Source organism: Ochrobactrum sp. PL_is501 (assembly GCF_055816895.1).
Genome location: NZ_JBVPGR010000037.1, coordinates 70,118 through 86,923 on the forward strand (window position 1 = coordinate 70,118; position 16,806 = coordinate 86,923).

Genomic DNA, 16,806 nt, shown 5'->3' on the forward strand with positions numbered 1-16,806 from the left:
ATCAATGAAAGAAACAATTATTCACCCCACCGCTTTTGTAGAGCAGGGCGTGGAACTGGGGCAGGGTGTGTCTGTCGGCCCCTTCTGTCACATTCAGTCTGGCGCGGTCATCGGCGACAATTCGAAATTGATGAGCCACGTAGTCGTCACCGGAGCTACGACACTTGGTGCGGGTGGCAAGGTCTATCCACACGCTGTTCTGGGGTGTGATCCGCAGAACAATAAGCATAAGGGCGGTCCTACCAGGCTTAATATTGGTGTAAACTGCCTTATCCGCGAAGGCGTGACCATGCACAAAGGGTCAGACAACGCGCGCGGTTACACTTCGATCGGCGACAATTGTTCGTTTCTAGCTTACGCTCACGTGGCGCATGATTGCGATATTGGCGATTATGTTACCTTCTCCAATAATGTGATGATTGGCGGTCATACGACCATTGGCCATCACGCCATTCTTGGCGGTGGCGCTGCGATACATCAGTTTGTGCGCATCGGCCATCATGCCTTCGTCGGCGGTATGGCTGCGGTCGTGAGCGATCTCATTCCATATGGCATGGCAATCGGTGTGCATGCGCATCTCGGTGGCTTGAATATCATCGGTATGAAGCGTTCCGGTATGGAACGTAAAGAGATCCATAATCTTCGTCATGCCGTTCGGATGTTGTTCGACCGCACAAAACCAATCCGGGACCGCGCAAAGGACGTTCTGGTTGCGATTCCAGACTCTCCGGCTGTTATTGATATGATTGATTTCATCAATGTCGATACCAAGCGTGCCTATTGCACGCCTCCGCTCGACGCGGTCCATGGTGTGGCCGGGCATGACAGCGGCGAAGATTGAGAAAATAGCGCGTCCCGCAGATGATGCTGGGCGCGTTGCGATCATCGCTGGTAATGGGCTATTGCCGATAAATGTGGCAGAAGCTCTTGAAACTGCGGGAAATGCGCCTTTCCTTGTACCACTGCGAGGGGAGGCCGACCCGGTACTTTACAAGTATGAGCATCAGGAAATCTCGATTGTAGAGTTTGCAAAGCTCGTACGGTCGATGAAGGCTGCCGGTGTGGAGCGGGTTGTTCTCGCTGGCGGAGTGACAAGCAGACCCCATGTCAGCGACTTGAAGTTTGACTGGCCGACCCTGCGCGCGGTGCCATACGTTTTGCGCGCATTGGGACAGGGCGACGATGCGCTTCTGCGCGCGTTCATAGGCTTGTTGGAATCCTTCGGTTTCAAAGTCGTCGGCGCTCATGAAGTCGTCCCGAATTTACTTTCCCCGTTTCCGCCCCAAATCCTGACCTCGAAAGCACCGGACGCACGAGAACGCCAGAACCTTGAACTTGCGATGGAGGCCGCACTTCGTTTGGGCGATCTTGATGTCGGGCAAGGCGCTGTTGCTGTTGGCGGTCGTGTGGTGGCGCTTGAAGGAGCTGAAGGCACAGACCAGATGATTGAGCGCGTGCGCGATTTGCGTGCGGCTGGCCGCATACCTCGACGCGGCGGTGTTCTCGTCAAGATGGCGAAGCCGAGGCAGGAGGAAAGAGCTGATCTTCCAACCATAGGGATTTCGACAGTAAATAATGCCGCGCAAGCGGGTTTGTCAGGAATTGCGGTTGAGGCAGGCAGAACATTCATTCTAGGCTTCGGCGAAACCATCGCTGCGGCAAACGACAAAGGCCTCTTCGTCGAGACGGTCAGTCGCGAGACAAAGGACATCAAGAAGTGAGCACCACCAGCCGGCCATTGAAAATAGCAATCGTGGCCGGTGAAGAATCCGGTGATCTTCTCGGTGCCGATCTGATCGATGCGCTGCGGACGCAGACAGACCGATTGGTCGACATCGTGGGGGTCGGTGGCGATCACCTCGCGGCTCGGGGAATGAAGTCTTTTTTTGATCCGCACGAGATCGCGCTAATGGGACTGGGTGCAATTCTCAAGAATTTACCGGGTCTGATGCTGCGTATCAGGCAAACGGCACAACGCATTGTTGCGGAGAATCCCGATTGTGTCGTGCTGATCGACAGCCCTGAATTTACACATCGTGTCGCCAAAAAGATCAGGGCGGCAAAGCCGTCGATTCCGATCGTGAAATATATTGCGCCGAGCGTGTGGGCATGGCGACCGCAACGCGCCCGCGCGATGAAAGCATATTTCGACCATGTGCTGACTATTCTTCCCTTTGAAGTCGATGTCATGCAGCGGTTAAGCGGGCCTAACGCCACTTATGTGGGGCATCGTCTTTCCAGTTATGACCCGATATTGCGCGCGCGCGCCGGGCAAATGGTTCTTGAGACCCAGCGAGCGGACGAAGCAAGGAAAACGTTGCTTGTTTTGCCGGGGTCTCGCCGTACCGAAATCCAGATGCTCATGGAACCATTTGGTCAGGCTATTGGCGAACTCGCTACTCGGGTTGAAAAGCTCGACGTTATTCTGCCGACCTTGCCCCGCATCGAGGAAATGGTACGGGCTCTCTCCACGAACTGGGCAGTCAAGCCGCTTATAGTCGTGGGAGATGAGGAGAAGTGGAAAGCATTTTCGAAAGCAGATGCAGCGCTCGCAGCTTCTGGAACGGTCTCGCTGGAGCTCGCCCTGTCGCGCATTCCAAGCGTGCTTTCCTATAAGGCGGACTGGTTTGCGCGCAAATTTCTGATGCCGAAGATTACCATCTGGAGTGCGGCGCTGCCCAATATTATCGCCGATGAGCCTGTTGTTCCTGAATATTTTAACGAGTTCGTTCGTCCGGGAATGCTCGCCCGCAACCTAGAACGGCTTATGCGATCCGGATCCGCGCGGCAGGCTCAACTGGATGGGTTCGATAAGGTGGCTTCAATCATGTCGACCGAAAAGCCGTCCGGCGATATTGGAGCGCAGGTTATTCTGGAGCTGGCTGGCGTTTCCAAGAACTGATTTGTTAATGCGAGGAAAAAACGAAAACCCCGGTCGCTTTTGGCGGCCGGGGTTTTTCTTTTAGCTTTGGTGCTTATTTACGCTTTGCGAGCGGCACGTAATCACGCTCGGCAGCACCGGTATAAAGCTGGCGCGGGCGACCGATCTTCTGCTGCGGATCTTCGATCATTTCCTTCCACTGTGCGACCCAGCCGACGGTGCGGGCGAGAGCAAAGAGAACCGTGAACATTTCGGTCGGGAAGCCGAGAGCCTTCAGCGTGATGCCGGAATAGAAGTCGATGTTCGGGTAAAGCTTCTTCTCAATAAAGTACTCGTCGGTCAGAGCGATCTTTTCGAGCTCCATTGCGACGTCGAGCAGCGGATCATCCTTGATGCCGAGTTCGCCCAGAACCTCATGGCAGGTCTTCTGCATGATCTTGGCGCGCGGGTCGTAGTTTTTGTAAACGCGGTGGCCGAAGCCCATCAGGCGGAACGGATCGTTCTTGTCCTTTGCACGCGCGATGAATTCAGGAATACGGTCGACAGAACCGATTTCAGCCAGCATGTTAAGCGCAGCTTCATTTGCGCCGCCATGGGCAGGTCCCCAGAGGCAGGCAACGCCAGCAGCAATACATGCAAAAGGATTGGCACCCGACGAACCAGCAAGACGCACCGTCGAGGTCGAGGCGTTCTGTTCGTGATCTGCATGGAGGATGAAGATGCGGTCCATAGCGCGCGCCAGAACCGGGTTGACCTTGTAATCCTCGCATGGGACGCCAAAGCACATGTGCAGGAAGTTCGATGCGAAATCGAGGTCGTTCTTCGGATACATGAACGGCTGGCCGATATGGTACTTGTAGGCCATGGCGGCTAGCGTCGGAACCTTGGCGATCAGGCGAATGGAAGCAACCATACGCTGATGCGGGTCAGTGATATCGGTAGAGTCATGATAGAATGCCGACATTGCGCCGACGCAGCCAACCATCACTGCCATAGGGTGGGCGTCGCGGCGGAAGCCGGAGAAGAACTTCGTCATCTGTTCATGAATCATCGTGTGGCGCGTCACACGATAATCGAAGTCAGCCTTCTGGGTTGCGGTCGGCAGTTCACCGTAGAGAAGCAGATAGCAGGTTTCCAGAAAGTCACCGTGTTCGGCGAGCTGATCGATCGGGTAACCGCGATAGAGCAGGGTGCCTTCATCGCCATCGATGTAGGTGATCTTGGATTCGCACGATGCCGTGGACGTGAAGCCTGGATCGTAGGTGAACATCTGCGAGTTCTTGTAGAGTGGACCGATATCAACGACGTCTGGTCCGACAGTGCCTTGTCGCACAGGCAGGTCGAATGTTTTGCCTTCTAGTGTAAAGCTGGCTGTCCTATCTGACATCGTGTTTCCTTTCATGTCCACTTTGCCGCCCGCACGACGGCAGAATTGTAATCGCCGTTATAATTTGTCTTTTATCTCTTGGTGTGATCCCCGAGCCGCGGGGACCATCAGCGTTTCAACGCATTATCCTAACGATTTTGCACGTCAAACTATCCCAAACGGTTCGCGATGCAATGCGTAATTTGAACTATTTACGCCGGTTTTGTCACGTCAGCGTGAATGTTCCCACCTTAACCGATTTGATCGTGGATACGTCCAAGCGACTCTTCACGGCCAAGGACAAAAAGCACGTCGAACACGCCCGGAGAGGTGGCGCGACCGGTCAATGCTGCACGGAGCGGCTGTGCAATCTTGCCCAGCTTCAGGCCGGTTTTCTCTGCGTGAGTCCGTACGACGGCATCAAGTGATTCAGCGGTCCACTCGCCTGCTGCTTCCAAATCCGGCAGCACGGACTTGAGGACGGCTCGGCCTTCCTCATTCAAGAGTGACGCCGCCTTTTCATCCAGATCAAGCGGGCGAGCAGCGAAGATGAACTTCGATCCGTCGGCCAGCTCCACCAGAGTTTTGGCGCGATCCTTCAGGCCCGGCATGGCGGCGAGCAGTTGTGCGCTTCGCTTCTCGTCCAGCACGTCCGCAATTTCCTTGCCGCCTTCGATTTCCGGCAGAACAGCGATAAGCGCATCATAAAGCGCCTTGTCATCGCTGGCGCGCATATAGACGCCATTGATCGCCTCAAGCTTCTGAAAATCGAAGCGAGCGGCACCCTTATTGATATCCTTCACGTCGAACCATTCGATCATCTGTTCGGTCGACATGATTTCGTCGTCGCCGTGGCTCCAGCCGAGGCGTACCAGATAGTTGCGGAGTGCGGCAGGCAAATACCCCATCGCGCGATAGGCGTCGACGCCCAAAGCGCCGTGGCGCTTGGAGAGCTTTGCGCCATCTGCACCATGGATGAGCGGGATATGCGACATTTGCGGCACATCCCAATCCATGGCGTTATAGATAACGGTCTGCCGGGCGGCATTGGTCAAATGATCGTCACCGCGAATGATGTGCGTCACGCCCATATCGTGATCATCGACAACGACCGCATGCATATAAGTTGGCGTGCCATCAGAGCGCAGGATGATGAAATCGTCGAGGTCCTTGTTCGGGAAACGTACGTCGCCCTGCACGGCATCCTGTACCAGCGTTTCGCCTTCCTGCGGAGCCTTGATCCGGATGACCGGCTTTACGCCAGCAGGCGCTTCCGACGGATCGCGATCACGCCAGCGGCCATCATAGCGCGGTGGGCGGCCTTCGGCGCGTGCTTTCTCGCGCATTTCTTCGAGTTCTGCAGGCGTGGCATAACAATAATATGCCTTGCCAAGAGCCACGAGTTCTTCCGCAACTTCGCGATGGCGAGGTGCGCGCTCGAACTGCGAGATGGCATCGCCGTCCCAATCCAATCCCAGCCAGGTCAGACCATCAAGAATTGCAGCCGTTGCTGCGTCTGTGGACCTTTCCCGGTCGGTGTCTTCAATGCGCAGCAGCATCTTGCCGCCATTGTGCTTGGCAAAAAGCCAGTTGAACAAGGCAGTACGCGCGCCGCCAATGTGCAGATACCCCGTGGGCGAGGGGGCAAAACGGGTTACAACCGGTTTCGGCATGATAGCTCCACTATGTCATGCGCCTTTTGAGAACAGCGGCGAATGCCGAGACATTGGCGCAAACTTGAATTCTGAAGCCTGCGGGAGATACCCGGCAGGGTAATCGAGGCTCTTGATGTGAACCCACTCGATTTCGGCTGCGGTTCATGTAGCATAGGCAGCAATGTGCGCAAGGGTTTCGCATCCCTTTCGTGCTGATGTGCCGTCGTTCTTTTGGGGTATCAAGGCGGTTTGGGCTAACTTTTGCGGTCAGGCGGGGGCATGACGGGCATCAGGGAGGCGAGCGATGCAAACGAACGGGCGCTTGTCAGAAGCATGCCCGATGGTTTTGTGCGCACACTATTGCCAGAGGCCTGGCCAGAGAATGAAAAGGAATTTCCGGCAAATCCGAAACTGGTCAAGCCATCTGCATCCCTCCTGCGTGAACGTCTTCTATCTATTCCTTCCATTGCGAAAAATCTGATCAGGGCCGCGATCGAAACTGAAGTCGGGCGTGGCCTGTTTTTTCTTTTGCTGCCAGTTTTCGCCGGTGTTGGCGCGATCATTTATTTCACGCTCTCATTCGAACCTGAATGGACACCACTTTTGTCCATGCTTGCAATTGCCGTCATCTTTAGGAGTGCAGCGCGCCGGTATTATGTTGCAGCTCAAGGCATAACATTGAGCATCGCTTTGGTGGCGGGGCTTGTAGTCGCCAAATGGGAGACGGAACGCCGTGCAACGCCGATGTTGGGTTCAGATGTCGCAACACGCGTAACAGGCCGGGTTGTTGCTCTGGAATATCAGGATAATGGCAGTTGGCGAGTAACACTGGATGTGCTCCAGACCGAACGCCCAGAGCTTCGTTTTCCACCAAAACGCATTCGCATCAATGCAAGGGATATTCCGGCCTCTACGACGATTGGCAGTGGGCTGACGGGTTTCGCGCGATTGCGCACACCGTCAGGTCCGGTTCGTCCCGGCAATTATGATTTCTCATTTCATGCTTATTTCAATGGGATTGGCGCCAATGGTTTCTTTCTCGGAACGCCTAAAGTTGCGACGGTTCCTCCGCCAGATGAACTGACCGCCGAAATTTCCCAGTGGATTGCGATGCTGCGTGTTCAGGTGTCTGAACGCATTGAGGAAGTGATAGGCGGTGAGGACGGTAGTGTCGCTGCGGCACTCGTAGCAGGCACGCGCGCGGGGATCAGCGAGCAGACGAATGAAGATCTGCGTAAAGCGGGGCTTGCGCATATTCTGTCGATCTCAGGCTTGCACATGGCGCTTGCCGCAGGGGTCGTCATGCTGACGTTGCGGTCTCTCTTCGCACTATTTCCGGCTTTCAGCGTAAGGCATCCGGTGAAGAAGTATGCGGCATTTCTCTCCTTGCTAAGCTGCACCTTCTATCTTGCCATGTCGGGTGCTGATGTCGCTGCACAACGAAGCTACGTGATGATCGCAGTCATGCTTGGCGCATTGCTGGTGGACCGTGCTGCCATCAGTATGCGTAACCTGGCGATTGCAGCGGTCGCTATGATTGCAATTTCGCCGCATGAAATATTGGGGCCGAGTTTTCAAATGTCTTTCTCGGCTACGGCTGCGTTGATTGCCGGCTATGCTTGGTGGAGCGAACGCAATGCGAGCAAGCGTTTTGGCGCGGAAGAACGCGGGAAGGCAGTTCCTGGTTTTGCCGGAAAAATCTTGAAGCTGCTCACAGCGGCGGCGGGCACGTCCCTCATTGCCGGGCTGGCGAGCGGGATTTTTGCAGCTTATCACTTCAACAACACAGCGCCGTTTGGTTTGGTAGGAAATGTCCTCGCCGAACCCGTAATAGCTCTTCTCGTAATGCCGTTTGCCGTCTTCGGTCTTGTGCTAATGCCATTGCGACTGGACTGGGTGCCTTTACAGATAATGGGCTGGGGTATTTTTGCTGTCCGTCATATAGCTGCTTTCGTGGCGACATGGTCACCCGACGGCAATCCGGGAGCCATGCCTTCTCTCACGCTTGTTGTTTGGACCATCGCGCTCGTTCTGGGTGTCGTTTTGTCGACGCGACTGAAGGCGCTGGCGCTCCCTTTCATTGTTCTTGGGTTCGTGGCTTTCGTCAGTGAGCCTTTTCCCGACATCGTGGTATCGGAAGATGCCAAACTGGTGGGGGTCCGACTGGCTGATGGGAGGCTGGCAATCAATCGAAGTCGCCCCTCGCAATTTACAGCCGACAATTGGAAAACTGCCTATCTGGTCGATGAGTTTATCGCGCCGGCGACAGGCAAGAATAACGAAGGAACCGATGGAAATCGGTTCGAGTGCGAAGATGGTTTATGCACGATCAGCTTGCGCGATGGACGCATACTTGCCTATACGGCAGACACTGCAATGCGAGAGATAGCCTGCAATATTGGCGATGTGGTTATTCTCGCTATTCCCGGTAAAGAAGCTTCGTGCCGTCGTTCAACTATCCTGATTATCAGTAAACGTGATTTGGCGTTAAAGGGAGCTGTGGAGATAAGACTCGGAAAAGCATCAGAACAAAACGGAGTTTCCCAGGCTTTACTCGTAGTTTCTCCCGAAACAACAAGAGCCGAGGTGGGGCAACCGATATCTACTCTGCAACAGGACAACCGGATAAGGTTTGCAGTCGACACGCCGAGCCGTCCTTGGCATCTACATCGCATCCATTCACGCCCGGCTCGCGGTTTGGCTGAACGCGAATACAAACCAAAATCCCAGCCTGCCAGAAATTCAAGGAGCTGTTCAGCAGACGTCGACGATGACGAAAATCGCTGCGAATGACCCTTAAGCGCTGTCAGCTAAAAACGACCGATCAATCTGCTCGAACTTTTTGCTTTATGCATTTTGCGCCAACACTTTAATAGCGGCGGATCAAGCCAACGAGCTTGCCTTGAACCCTTACACGGTCGGGGCCGAAGATTCGGGTCTCATAGGCGGGATTGGCTGCTTCCAGCGCGATGGATGCTCCTTTGCGACGAAAGCGTTTCAAAGTCGCTTCTTCGTCATCGACAAGCGCTACAACGATTTCACCGGGATTTGCGGAATCGCCACGTTTGATAATGACTGTATCTCCGTCAAAAATTCCAGCATCGATCATTGAATCCCCTTTGACCTCGAGAGCGTAATGCTCGCCTGCACCAATCATTTCCGGCGGAAGGCTGAGGGAATGGGTTTGATTCTGGATCGCGGAAATCGGTACACCGGCAGCAATTCGTCCCATGACCGGCACGGAAACTGGTGCAGATGTATCGTCATTGGTAGCCGCAGGGGCGGGGCGCGATGATGGAGGGGCTGGTGGTGCTTTGCCCAGGCTACCTTCGATAACGCTGGGAGCAAACTTCCTTTGCGCATTGAGCCCCGGAGCGATGGAATCTGGCAGACGCAAGACCTCGAGCGCACGTGCCCGGTTCGGCAGGCGGCGGATAAAACCACGCTCCTCCAAAGCGGTAATCAGACGATGGATACCCGATTTCGATGCCAGATCGAGCGCTTCCTTCATTTCATCGAAAGATGGGGGAATCCCCGTCTCTTTCAGACGTTCGTGAATGAACAGCAGAAGCTCGTGCTGTTTGCGGGTTAACATGCGCGATACCCTCCCGGCCAAGAATCGAGAAAAACAAAACCAGAACGAACACTATATGTTCCAGTCTTGTTCTGCAATGGTTTTAAAATCCTTAACATTTGCGTCGAGAATGGATGGAAGGCCGGTATCCGATCCGGTCGCGGCGTTCCTTAAGTGGCGTCCAAAAAATAATGTATATTTTATAATTAGTTATATGTTTTTTCTCGTGTAATTTGAAAATGGGAGCGCACGACCGCTCTATAACATAAGAACACGACAATCATCACCGATCGCGGCGGTAGGTGCGTTCTCGTCCCTGATGATTAGGGCATCCGAGCCGACGAGGGCCGAAAGCATGGACGAATCCTGAACTGGAAACGGCTTTGCGATCAGCGTTCCATTCGGAGATGATTCGATTATTGCCCGAATATAATCGCGGCGATGATCGTTAGCGGGCAGGGTAACGCCCAGCTTGGCCGGACGGATGTCGGCGTCAAGACTGGTTCCAGCGAGTTTGGCAACAAGGGGACGAAGAAATACGAGGCCACAGACCAGGCTTGAGACGGGATTACCCGGCAACCCTATGACGTGCACAATTTTATCTTTCACACTGATGCGGCCATACATCAGGGGTTTGCCCGGCCTCATGGCTATTTTCCAGAAGTCGAGACCGACTCCCAGTTTTTGAAGCGCGCCGTGCACAAAATCCCGGTCACCGACGGACGCACCGCCAATCGTAACCAGAACGTCGATGCCACTTTGCAGGCTGTCTGCTATCGCCTGTTCAATCTTGGCTGGATCGTCTGGAATAATCCCCTTATCCTCAGGGCTGCCGCCCGCCCGCCTTATGATTTCGGCGATTCCAATGCTGTTCGATGCAACAATTTGATCCTTCCCGGGAATATCACCGGGAGGCACGAGTTCATCACCAGTCGCAACGATCGCCACCTTGGGTTTCTTGAATACGTCAACCTTTGCATTGCCGCTTGCGGCTGCCAGCGATAGTGCCGCGGCGTCCAGCTCGCGTCCTGTTGAAATGACGATGTTGACGGGCGAAAAATCGAGGCCCGCACGGCGGATATGCCGTCCTGACTCTATGCCTTCATGGACGATCAGCTGGTTGCCTGAACGCTCGGTGTGTTCTTGAATGACAATGGTATCAGCTCCTTTGGGGATTGGCGCGCCGGTGAAAATGCGAACCGCCTGTCCGATTCCCAATTCGCCCTCGAAGCGATTGCCGGCCGCCGATTCGCCGATGATGTCGAACTTTACAGGATAAGAGATGTTGTCGGGCGCAATCAGGGCATAACCGTCCATTGCCGACCCGTCGAAAGGCGGTTGGAGAAAATGTGCCAGCACAGGTGTTGCAACCACGCGCCCTCCCGCGTCGGACAAAGCGACTTGCTCCTTGCCGTGTGGTTCTGCGGATTTCAGAATGCGGGCCAGTGCTTCATCGACCGGGAGAAGGGACATTGCGTTTCCTCTCGAACTGAATTGTTGACCCTTTAGAACAGAAAGCCTGTCTGGATGAATTGATCCAGAGCAAAGTTCAGCGCTTTATGCTTTCCAGTCACCGGATTTGCCGCCGCTTTTTTCTGTCACGCGGATACCGCCGATCTCCATATGTTTGTCGACGGCTTTGGCCATGTCGTAGATGGTAAGGCACGTGACGGAAACGGCGGTGAGGGCCTCCATTTCCACGCCGGTGCGTCCTTTGAGCTTGGCGAGAGCACGAACGCGTAAACCAGGCAACGCCTGATCCGGCTCGATCTCGACAGCAACTTTGGTCAGCATCAACGGATGGCAGAGAGGAATCAGATCGGCGGTCTTTTTTGCCGCCATAATACCCGCCAGACGCGCTGCGCCTATAACGTCACCTTTCGCGGCATTCCCTTCAAGAATGAGCGACAGCGTTTCCGGCTTCATTCTGACCGATCCTTCGGCCGTGGCTTGACGTTCGGTTTCATCCTTTGCCCCAACATCCACCATATTGGCAGCACCGCTCTGGTCGATATGCGTGAGCTTGGACATCATTGGTCAAGCCTTGCCGGTCAGGAGTTCGCGGGTAGCTGCCGCCACATCTGCCTGGCGCATCAGGCTCTCCCCGATGAGGAAGGTCCCAATCCCAGATTCTTCCAGACGCAGGCAATCGTCGTGTGTGAATATGCCGCTTTCACCCACCAGAACGCGATCAGAGGGCGACATTTTCGACAGGCGTTCCGACACAGCGAGATCGACCTCGAATGTACGTAGGTTGCGATTGTTGACGCCGAGAAGACGTGATGAAAGCTTCAATGCGCGTTCCATCTCGGTTTCGTCATGTACTTCGATGAGCGCATCCATGCCTAGCTCGAACGCAGTTTCTTCCAGCGCCTTCGCCAGATCGTCATCGACGCTTGCGAGAATGATCAGGATGCAGTCTGCGCCCCAGCTACGAGCTTCATGCACCTGATAGGTATCGAACAAAAAGTCTTTGCGGAGCGCCGGAAGGCCGCATGCGTTGCGGGCTGCTGTCAGGAACTCTGGCGCGCCCTGAAAGGAAGGGGTGTCGGTCAGCACGGATAGACATGTCGCGCCGCCAGATTCATAGGCTTTGGCAAGTGCGGGCGGGTCGAAATCAGGACGGATAAGGCCTTTCGACGGGCTTGCCTTCTTGATTTCAGCGATCAACGCGAATTCACCGGCAGCGCGTTTTGCCTCCAGTGCCTTCAGAAAGCCGCGCGGGGCTTCCTGATCCTGTGCGCGTGCCTTGAGATCAGCGACGGTGCGCTTTGCCTTGGCTGCGGCGATTTCTTCGCGCTTGTAAGCCTCGATCTTGCGCAAAATGTCGGTGGACATAGTGATTCCTTTCGGTCAGGCCGCTCTATCGTTCGAAACAGCAATCACCTTTTGCAAGACGGCAAGCGCTGCACCGCTATCTATGGATTGCGCCGCTAGCGTGATGCCTTCCTTCAGATCCTTCACTTTGCCGGCAATGACGAGGGCAGCGCCCGAATTGAGCAGCACGATGTCTCTATAAGCATTTTTATCGCCTTCAAGTACGCCCAGCAAAGCCTTGGCGTTGGCTGAAGCTTCGCCGCCTTTCAGTTCTGCCGGATCGCAACGACGGAGGCCAACCTCTTCCGGCGTGATCTCAAAAGTACGGATTTGGCCGTTTTCGAGGGCCGCAACTTGCGTTGTGCCTGCGGTGGTCATTTCATCAAGACCATCGCCATAGACCACCCACGCCGCTTCGGAACCCAGCTCTTTGAGCACTTCGGCCAATGGTACTAACCATTGGGGCGCAAATACCCCAACGAGTTGACGCTTGACGCTGGCTGGATTGGAAAGGGGGCCAAGCAGATTGAAGATGGTCCGCGTTCCAAGTTCGACACGGGAGGGGCCGACATGGCGCATGGCGGAATGGTGCATTGGTGCAAACATGAAACCAAGACCAGCTTCGGTGATGCTGCGGCCTATCGTGTTTGCATCAGCTTCGATATTGATGCCAAGCGCGGCTAGCGCATCAGCCGCGCCCGAACGTGAGGAAAGGGCGCGGTTGCCATGCTTGGCGACGGGGACTCCGGCACCAGCCACAACAAACGCCGAGCAGCTTGAAACATTGTAGGAGCCGGATTGGTCACCGCCGGTACCAACTATATCGATTGCATTGTCGGGAGCGGAAACTTCCAGCATGCGCGAGCGCATGGAGGCAACGGCACCGGCGATTTCCGGTACTGTTTCACCACGTACACGCAACGCCATCAACAGTCCGCCGATCTGCGACGGCGTCGCCTGGCCAGACATCATAATGTCGAAAGCGGCTCTGGAATCTTCCAGCGAAAGCGGCTCTCCAGCAGCTGCTTTCGCAATATAGGGTTTTAGATCAGCCATTTTGGATGCTCACCGTCCTTAAAACGCCAGAGCGTTGTTGATGACGGTCTGGTTTATCTTAACAGGGTATTGCTTCTGCAATTCACCGACGAGCTGTTCAAGGACGTCGTCCGACAGAGAAGTTGCCAGATATTTCTGCTGCTGTTCCGGAATAGCTTCGGGGCCCGCTGCGGCAGGTTCTGTTACTTCCACAACTTTGAACAGAATCTGGGCATTGTCAGAAGGTGCGACAGCGCTGCCGGTAAAACCATTTGTTCCGCGGAAAATCTGCGCGGCGGCAGCCGTTCCGATATCGGCATCGTTGGTCGTGCGGATAATACCGCGCTTGGTCTGCTTCTCAACGCCCAGTTCGGCAGCGATCGTGTCGAGCGTCGCACCGCCGTCCAGGCGCTTCTTGAGCTCGTCCACACGCTGATTGAGGCGCTTGACGGCTTCTTCACCCTTCCAAGCGGCGACAACCTTGTCTTTGACTTCGTCCAGTGTGCGTTCACGTGCTGGCGTTACGCCATCGACTTGATACCAGAGATAGCCGACATTGCCCATGGTAAGTGCGTCGTTGTCAAAACCCTGGTCGGCCTGGAAGGCAGCGGAAAGCAGTGCTTCGGAATTTGGCAGCTGCACCGGATTGCCGGAAGGATCGTTACCCTCTGCATCAACGGCTTCCACTGTGACCGATTTGAGGCTCAGCTTCTTTGCCACGTCGGCCATGGAAGCGCCGTCGGAGCGCTCCTGTTCATAGGAGTCGTGAATCCCGCTGATGCTGCTTGCCGCAATGTTGTTTGCAAGCGTGGTGCGAATTTCGCCTTCAACTTCTGCCAGCGGCTTCACATGAGCCGGTTCGATTTGTGTCACACGCAGGATAACGGGACCAAAACTACCCTTGACGATTTGGCTCACGCCATTTTCCGAAAGGGCAAAAGCTGCATCGGCAACAGCCTGATCAGGAATAGCGGATTTTTCAAACGAACCGAGTTTCAGGTCGTCTTCCGTTTTGCCTTGTTCCTTGCCGATATCAACAAAGCTGGTTCCTGCGGCGATTTTTTGCTGGGCGGCTTCTGCGGCGGCATCGTCGGCAAAGCTAAGCTGCTCGATGGTGCGTTTTTCTATCGAGCCGAAGCGGTCCTTGTTTTTTTCGTAATATTCGTTGACTTCATCCTGCGTGACGGCAGACGGATCTGCAATATCAGCCGGTTCCAGCTTCACGTAGGTTATCTTCCGGTATTCCGGTGCCTTGTACTCGTCTTTCTGCGTCTCAAAATAGGTCTTGAGCGCATCATCGGAAGGAGCCGGAACAGCATCGGCCTTTTCAGCCTGAATAGTCACGTAATCAACGCTGCGGGTTTCCCCCTGATAAAGGGCGAGCGCCTTCAAGGCCGCATTCGGGAGCTTGATTCCGTCGGTCGCGGCTTCCACAATCTGCTGGCGGCGAGCGACTTTCGCGCGATTGTCGAGGTAATCCTGTGCGCGAATGCCGGATTGACGAAGCACCGCATCAAACTGCGCACGATTGAAGTTGCCGCTTGCGTCATGGAAAGCCGGGTCTTCGCCGGTCAACCGCGCAATCCCATCCTTGGAGAGGCCGAGCTGCATGTTTCGTGCGCCTTCATCAAGGACTACTCCGGCTGCAAGCTGTGCGAGTACCTGATTTTCGACGCCGAGCGCCTGTGCCTGTTCACGCGTCAGGCGCTGGCGAAACTGTTGCGACAGGCGCATCATCTGCTGCTCATAAGCGAAACGATAATCGGTGGCGCTTACTTCGGAACCACCAGCCGTCAAAGCGGCATTGCCTGACAGGCCACCGCGAAAGACATCGGAGATGCCCCAGATCGCAAAGCTCAGCACAAGCAGGCCAAGCAGAAGTTTGGCGACCCAGGATTGAGCGGCGGAACGCAGGCTGTCGAGCATTGGAAACCCTTCAAGAATAAATCGAAGCTCGGCTTTTATAGATAGAGCCAGTCAGGGGATAACCTTAAGCCAGCCCCATATGCAAGGTCTCATTGCAACTAGGAACCTAAGAACATTTGCATTGCGGCACGAATACGCTTAGTCAGTGGCAAATTTTGGCGCCGATCCGCTTTCGCGAGGCGGTAGCGCCTGCTGTTTTGAACAGGCGAGGAGAATAGCATGACTCCGGGAATCCGTCCGCTGGTTGCTGGCAACTGGAAGATGAATGGTACGGGAGAATCCCTGACCGAATTGCGCGCGATTGCTGCGGGTCTGAGCTCCGATCTCGGCCGCAAGCTCGATGCCGTAATCTGTGTGCCGGCGACGCTTCTTTCTCGCGCAGCAGAAACGCTCGAAGGCGAAACGGTTGGTCTCGGCGGACAGGACTCACATCATAAAGTATCTGGTGCGCATACTGGCGATGTCTCTGCCGAGATGCTCAAGGAAGCAGGCGCGACGCATGTCATTATCGGTCATTCTGAGCGCCGGACCGATCATCACGAAAGCAATGAGATTGTTCGCGCCAAAACTGAAGCCGCATGGGCCGCCGGTTTGGTCGCAATCGTGTGCGTCGGCGAGACGGCCGATGAGCGCAAGGCGGAACGCACGCTGGACGTTATAGGCTCGCAGCTGGCGGGTTCCTTGCCGGATGGCGTGAATGCGGAGAATACAATCATCGCTTATGAGCCGGTCTGGGCAATCGGTACAGGTTTGACGCCAACGGTGCAGGACGTGCGTGCCGCTCATGCTTTCATGCGTGAGCAGCTGATTGAACGGTTCGGCACGAAGGGTGCGCATCTTCGGCTGCTCTACGGCGGTTCGGTCAAGCCTTCCAACGCATTGGAATTGCTCGGCGTCGCGGATGTGGACGGCGCGCTTGTCGGCGGTGCGAGCTTGAAGGCGAATGATTTTCTCGCCATATGCGAAACCTATCGTAATTTGTAACTGGCGTTTCACGTCTGTCTATCTTGGCCTCGGGGCTTGGATTATCGGACAATAGCGTGTAAAGAGCCGCTCTAGTTTTAGGGATATAAAGACCGTAACCCATGCAGACCGTACTCATTGTCATTCACTTGTTGATCGTGCTGGCGCTTGTCGGCGTTGTGCTTATCCAGCGTTCGGAAGGCGGCGGCCTTGGCATTGGCGGTGGTTCGGGGTTCATGACGGCTCGCGGTGCTGCGAACGCGCTGACCCGCACGACGGCCATTCTTGCGATCGGCTTTTTCGCGACCTCGCTTATTCTCGGCATCATGGCGCGCTACGGCGAAAAGCCGACCGACATTCTCAATCGTATCCCGGCGGCAACCGGCAGCCAGACTGCTCCGGCGGGCGGCAATGGCGGCGGTATTCTGGACCAGTTGGGCGGCGGTTCTTCACGTCCTGACTCAAATCAGACGGCACCTGCTGCTCCAGGTGCAACTGCGCCAGCAACGCAGCCACAGGCTCCGGCTGTGCCGCAAACCCCGGCCAATCCGGTTCCAAGCTCGCAGTGAAAAAACGCGTAGTGTGAATC

Annotated in this window: 14 protein-coding genes; 6 read left to right on the forward strand and 8 right to left on the reverse strand. The window is 55.3% G+C overall.

What is annotated here, in order from left to right; all coding sequences use genetic code 11:
* Positions 1–4 precede the first annotated feature (4 nt).
* Genes lpxA through lpxB form a run of 3 tightly spaced genes read left to right on the forward strand, consistent with a single transcriptional unit; the run spans position 5 to position 2,902 of the window.
* On the forward strand, positions 5–841 hold the full coding sequence (gene lpxA / locus AC0TOF_RS16290) for an acyl-ACP--UDP-N-acetylglucosamine O-acyltransferase (RefSeq protein WP_473769005.1): 837 nt from the start codon (positions 5–7) through the stop codon (positions 839–841).
* Positions 822–1,721 carry an LpxI family protein gene (locus AC0TOF_RS16295; RefSeq protein ID WP_473769006.1) on the forward strand — a complete coding sequence of 300 codons (900 nt, stop codon included), beginning with the start codon at positions 822–824 and terminating at the stop codon, positions 1,719–1,721. Before lpxA ends, AC0TOF_RS16295 begins: the two co-directional genes overlap by 20 nt.
* Positions 1,718–2,902, forward strand: a complete 1,185-nt coding sequence (lpxB, locus tag AC0TOF_RS16300; protein ID WP_473769007.1) for a lipid-A-disaccharide synthase — start codon at positions 1,718–1,720, stop codon at positions 2,900–2,902. The genes AC0TOF_RS16295 and lpxB overlap by 4 nt, the downstream gene beginning before the upstream one ends.
* A 73-nt stretch (positions 2,903–2,975) precedes the next feature.
* Here lpxB and gltA read toward each other — a convergent pair whose 3' ends face one another.
* Together gltA and gltX are read right to left on the reverse strand one after the other, a co-directional pair.
* Positions 2,976–4,268, reverse strand: a complete 1,293-nt coding sequence (gltA, locus tag AC0TOF_RS16305; protein ID WP_122001735.1) for a citrate synthase — start codon at positions 4,266–4,268, stop codon at positions 2,976–2,978.
* A 230-nt stretch (positions 4,269–4,498) separates the two neighbouring features.
* Complete coding sequence (gene gltX, locus AC0TOF_RS16310; RefSeq protein ID WP_473769008.1) at positions 4,499–5,920, reverse strand: glutamate--tRNA ligase; 1,422 nt, start codon at positions 5,918–5,920, stop codon at positions 4,499–4,501.
* A 261-nt stretch (positions 5,921–6,181) separates the two neighbouring features.
* Between gltX and AC0TOF_RS16315 the strand changes: the two genes are divergently transcribed.
* Complete coding sequence (locus tag AC0TOF_RS16315; RefSeq protein ID WP_473769009.1) at positions 6,182–8,695, forward strand: ComEC/Rec2 family competence protein; 2,514 nt, start codon at positions 6,182–6,184, stop codon at positions 8,693–8,695.
* A 76-nt stretch (positions 8,696–8,771) separates the two neighbouring features.
* Here the strand turns inward: AC0TOF_RS16315 and lexA are convergent, their stop codons facing one another.
* The 6 genes from lexA to AC0TOF_RS16345 form a co-directional block, all read right to left on the reverse strand.
* Positions 8,772–9,497, reverse strand: coding sequence for a transcriptional repressor LexA (gene lexA / locus AC0TOF_RS16320; RefSeq protein ID WP_473769010.1), 726 nt, complete (start codon positions 9,495–9,497; stop codon positions 8,772–8,774).
* Positions 9,498–9,734: 237 nt separating this feature from the next.
* Complete coding sequence (locus AC0TOF_RS16325) at positions 9,735–10,949, reverse strand: molybdopterin molybdotransferase MoeA (protein WP_473769011.1); 1,215 nt, start codon at positions 10,947–10,949, stop codon at positions 9,735–9,737.
* 84 nt (positions 10,950–11,033) lie between these two features.
* Positions 11,034–11,510 (reverse strand): cyclic pyranopterin monophosphate synthase MoaC, encoded by a 477-nt coding sequence (gene moaC / locus AC0TOF_RS16330; protein ID WP_473769012.1) that lies wholly within the window; start codon positions 11,508–11,510, stop codon positions 11,034–11,036.
* A 3-nt stretch (positions 11,511–11,513) separates the two neighbouring features.
* On the reverse strand, positions 11,514–12,314 hold the full coding sequence (trpC, locus tag AC0TOF_RS16335; protein WP_473769013.1) for an indole-3-glycerol phosphate synthase TrpC: 801 nt from the start codon (positions 12,312–12,314) through the stop codon (positions 11,514–11,516).
* A gap of 15 nt (positions 12,315–12,329) precedes the next feature.
* Positions 12,330–13,349 carry an anthranilate phosphoribosyltransferase gene (gene trpD / locus AC0TOF_RS16340; protein WP_122001643.1) on the reverse strand — a complete coding sequence of 340 codons (1,020 nt, stop codon included), beginning with the start codon at positions 13,347–13,349 and terminating at the stop codon, positions 12,330–12,332.
* Between the two features lie 18 nt (positions 13,350–13,367).
* Complete coding sequence (locus tag AC0TOF_RS16345) at positions 13,368–15,254, reverse strand: peptidyl-prolyl cis-trans isomerase (RefSeq protein WP_473769014.1); 1,887 nt, start codon at positions 15,252–15,254, stop codon at positions 13,368–13,370.
* Between the two features lie 219 nt (positions 15,255–15,473).
* Between AC0TOF_RS16345 and tpiA the strand changes: the two genes are divergently transcribed.
* Positions 15,474–16,238 carry a triose-phosphate isomerase gene (tpiA, locus tag AC0TOF_RS16350; RefSeq protein ID WP_122001645.1) on the forward strand — a complete coding sequence of 255 codons (765 nt, stop codon included), beginning with the start codon at positions 15,474–15,476 and terminating at the stop codon, positions 16,236–16,238.
* 101 nt (positions 16,239–16,339) lie between these two features.
* Positions 16,340–16,786, forward strand: coding sequence for a preprotein translocase subunit SecG (gene secG, locus AC0TOF_RS16355; RefSeq protein ID WP_473769015.1), 447 nt, complete (start codon positions 16,340–16,342; stop codon positions 16,784–16,786).
* Positions 16,787–16,806: the final 20 nt, after the last annotated feature.

Bases quoted from the DNA above. Each gene is read 5' to 3' on its own strand.
- trpC (WP_473769013.1), bottom strand. From the start codon at position 12,314: ATGTCCACCGACATTTTGCGCAAGATCGAGGCTTACAAGCGCGAAGAA.
- trpD (WP_122001643.1), bottom strand. From the start codon at position 13,349: ATGGCTGATCTAAAACCCTATATTGCGAAAGCAGCTGCTGGAGAGCCG.
- gltX (WP_473769008.1), bottom strand. From the start codon at position 5,920: ATGCCGAAACCGGTTGTAACCCGTTTTGCCCCCTCGCCCACGGGGTAT.
- AC0TOF_RS16345 (WP_473769014.1), bottom strand. From the start codon at position 15,254: ATGCTCGACAGCCTGCGTTCCGCCGCTCAATCCTGGGTCGCCAAACTT.
- lpxA (WP_473769005.1), top strand. From the start codon at position 5: ATGAAAGAAACAATTATTCACCCCACCGCTTTTGTAGAGCAGGGCGTG.
- AC0TOF_RS16325 (WP_473769011.1), bottom strand. From the start codon at position 10,949: ATGTCCCTTCTCCCGGTCGATGAAGCACTGGCCCGCATTCTGAAATCC.
- gltA (WP_122001735.1), bottom strand. From the start codon at position 4,268: ATGTCAGATAGGACAGCCAGCTTTACACTAGAAGGCAAAACATTCGAC.
- moaC (WP_473769012.1), bottom strand. From the start codon at position 11,510: ATGATGTCCAAGCTCACGCATATCGACCAGAGCGGTGCTGCCAATATG.
- secG (WP_473769015.1), top strand. From the start codon at position 16,340: ATGCAGACCGTACTCATTGTCATTCACTTGTTGATCGTGCTGGCGCTT.
- AC0TOF_RS16315 (WP_473769009.1), top strand. From the start codon at position 6,182: ATGACGGGCATCAGGGAGGCGAGCGATGCAAACGAACGGGCGCTTGTC.
- AC0TOF_RS16295 (WP_473769006.1), top strand. From the start codon at position 822: ATGACAGCGGCGAAGATTGAGAAAATAGCGCGTCCCGCAGATGATGCT.
- tpiA (WP_122001645.1), top strand. From the start codon at position 15,474: ATGACTCCGGGAATCCGTCCGCTGGTTGCTGGCAACTGGAAGATGAAT.
- lexA (WP_473769010.1), bottom strand. From the start codon at position 9,497: ATGTTAACCCGCAAACAGCACGAGCTTCTGCTGTTCATTCACGAACGT.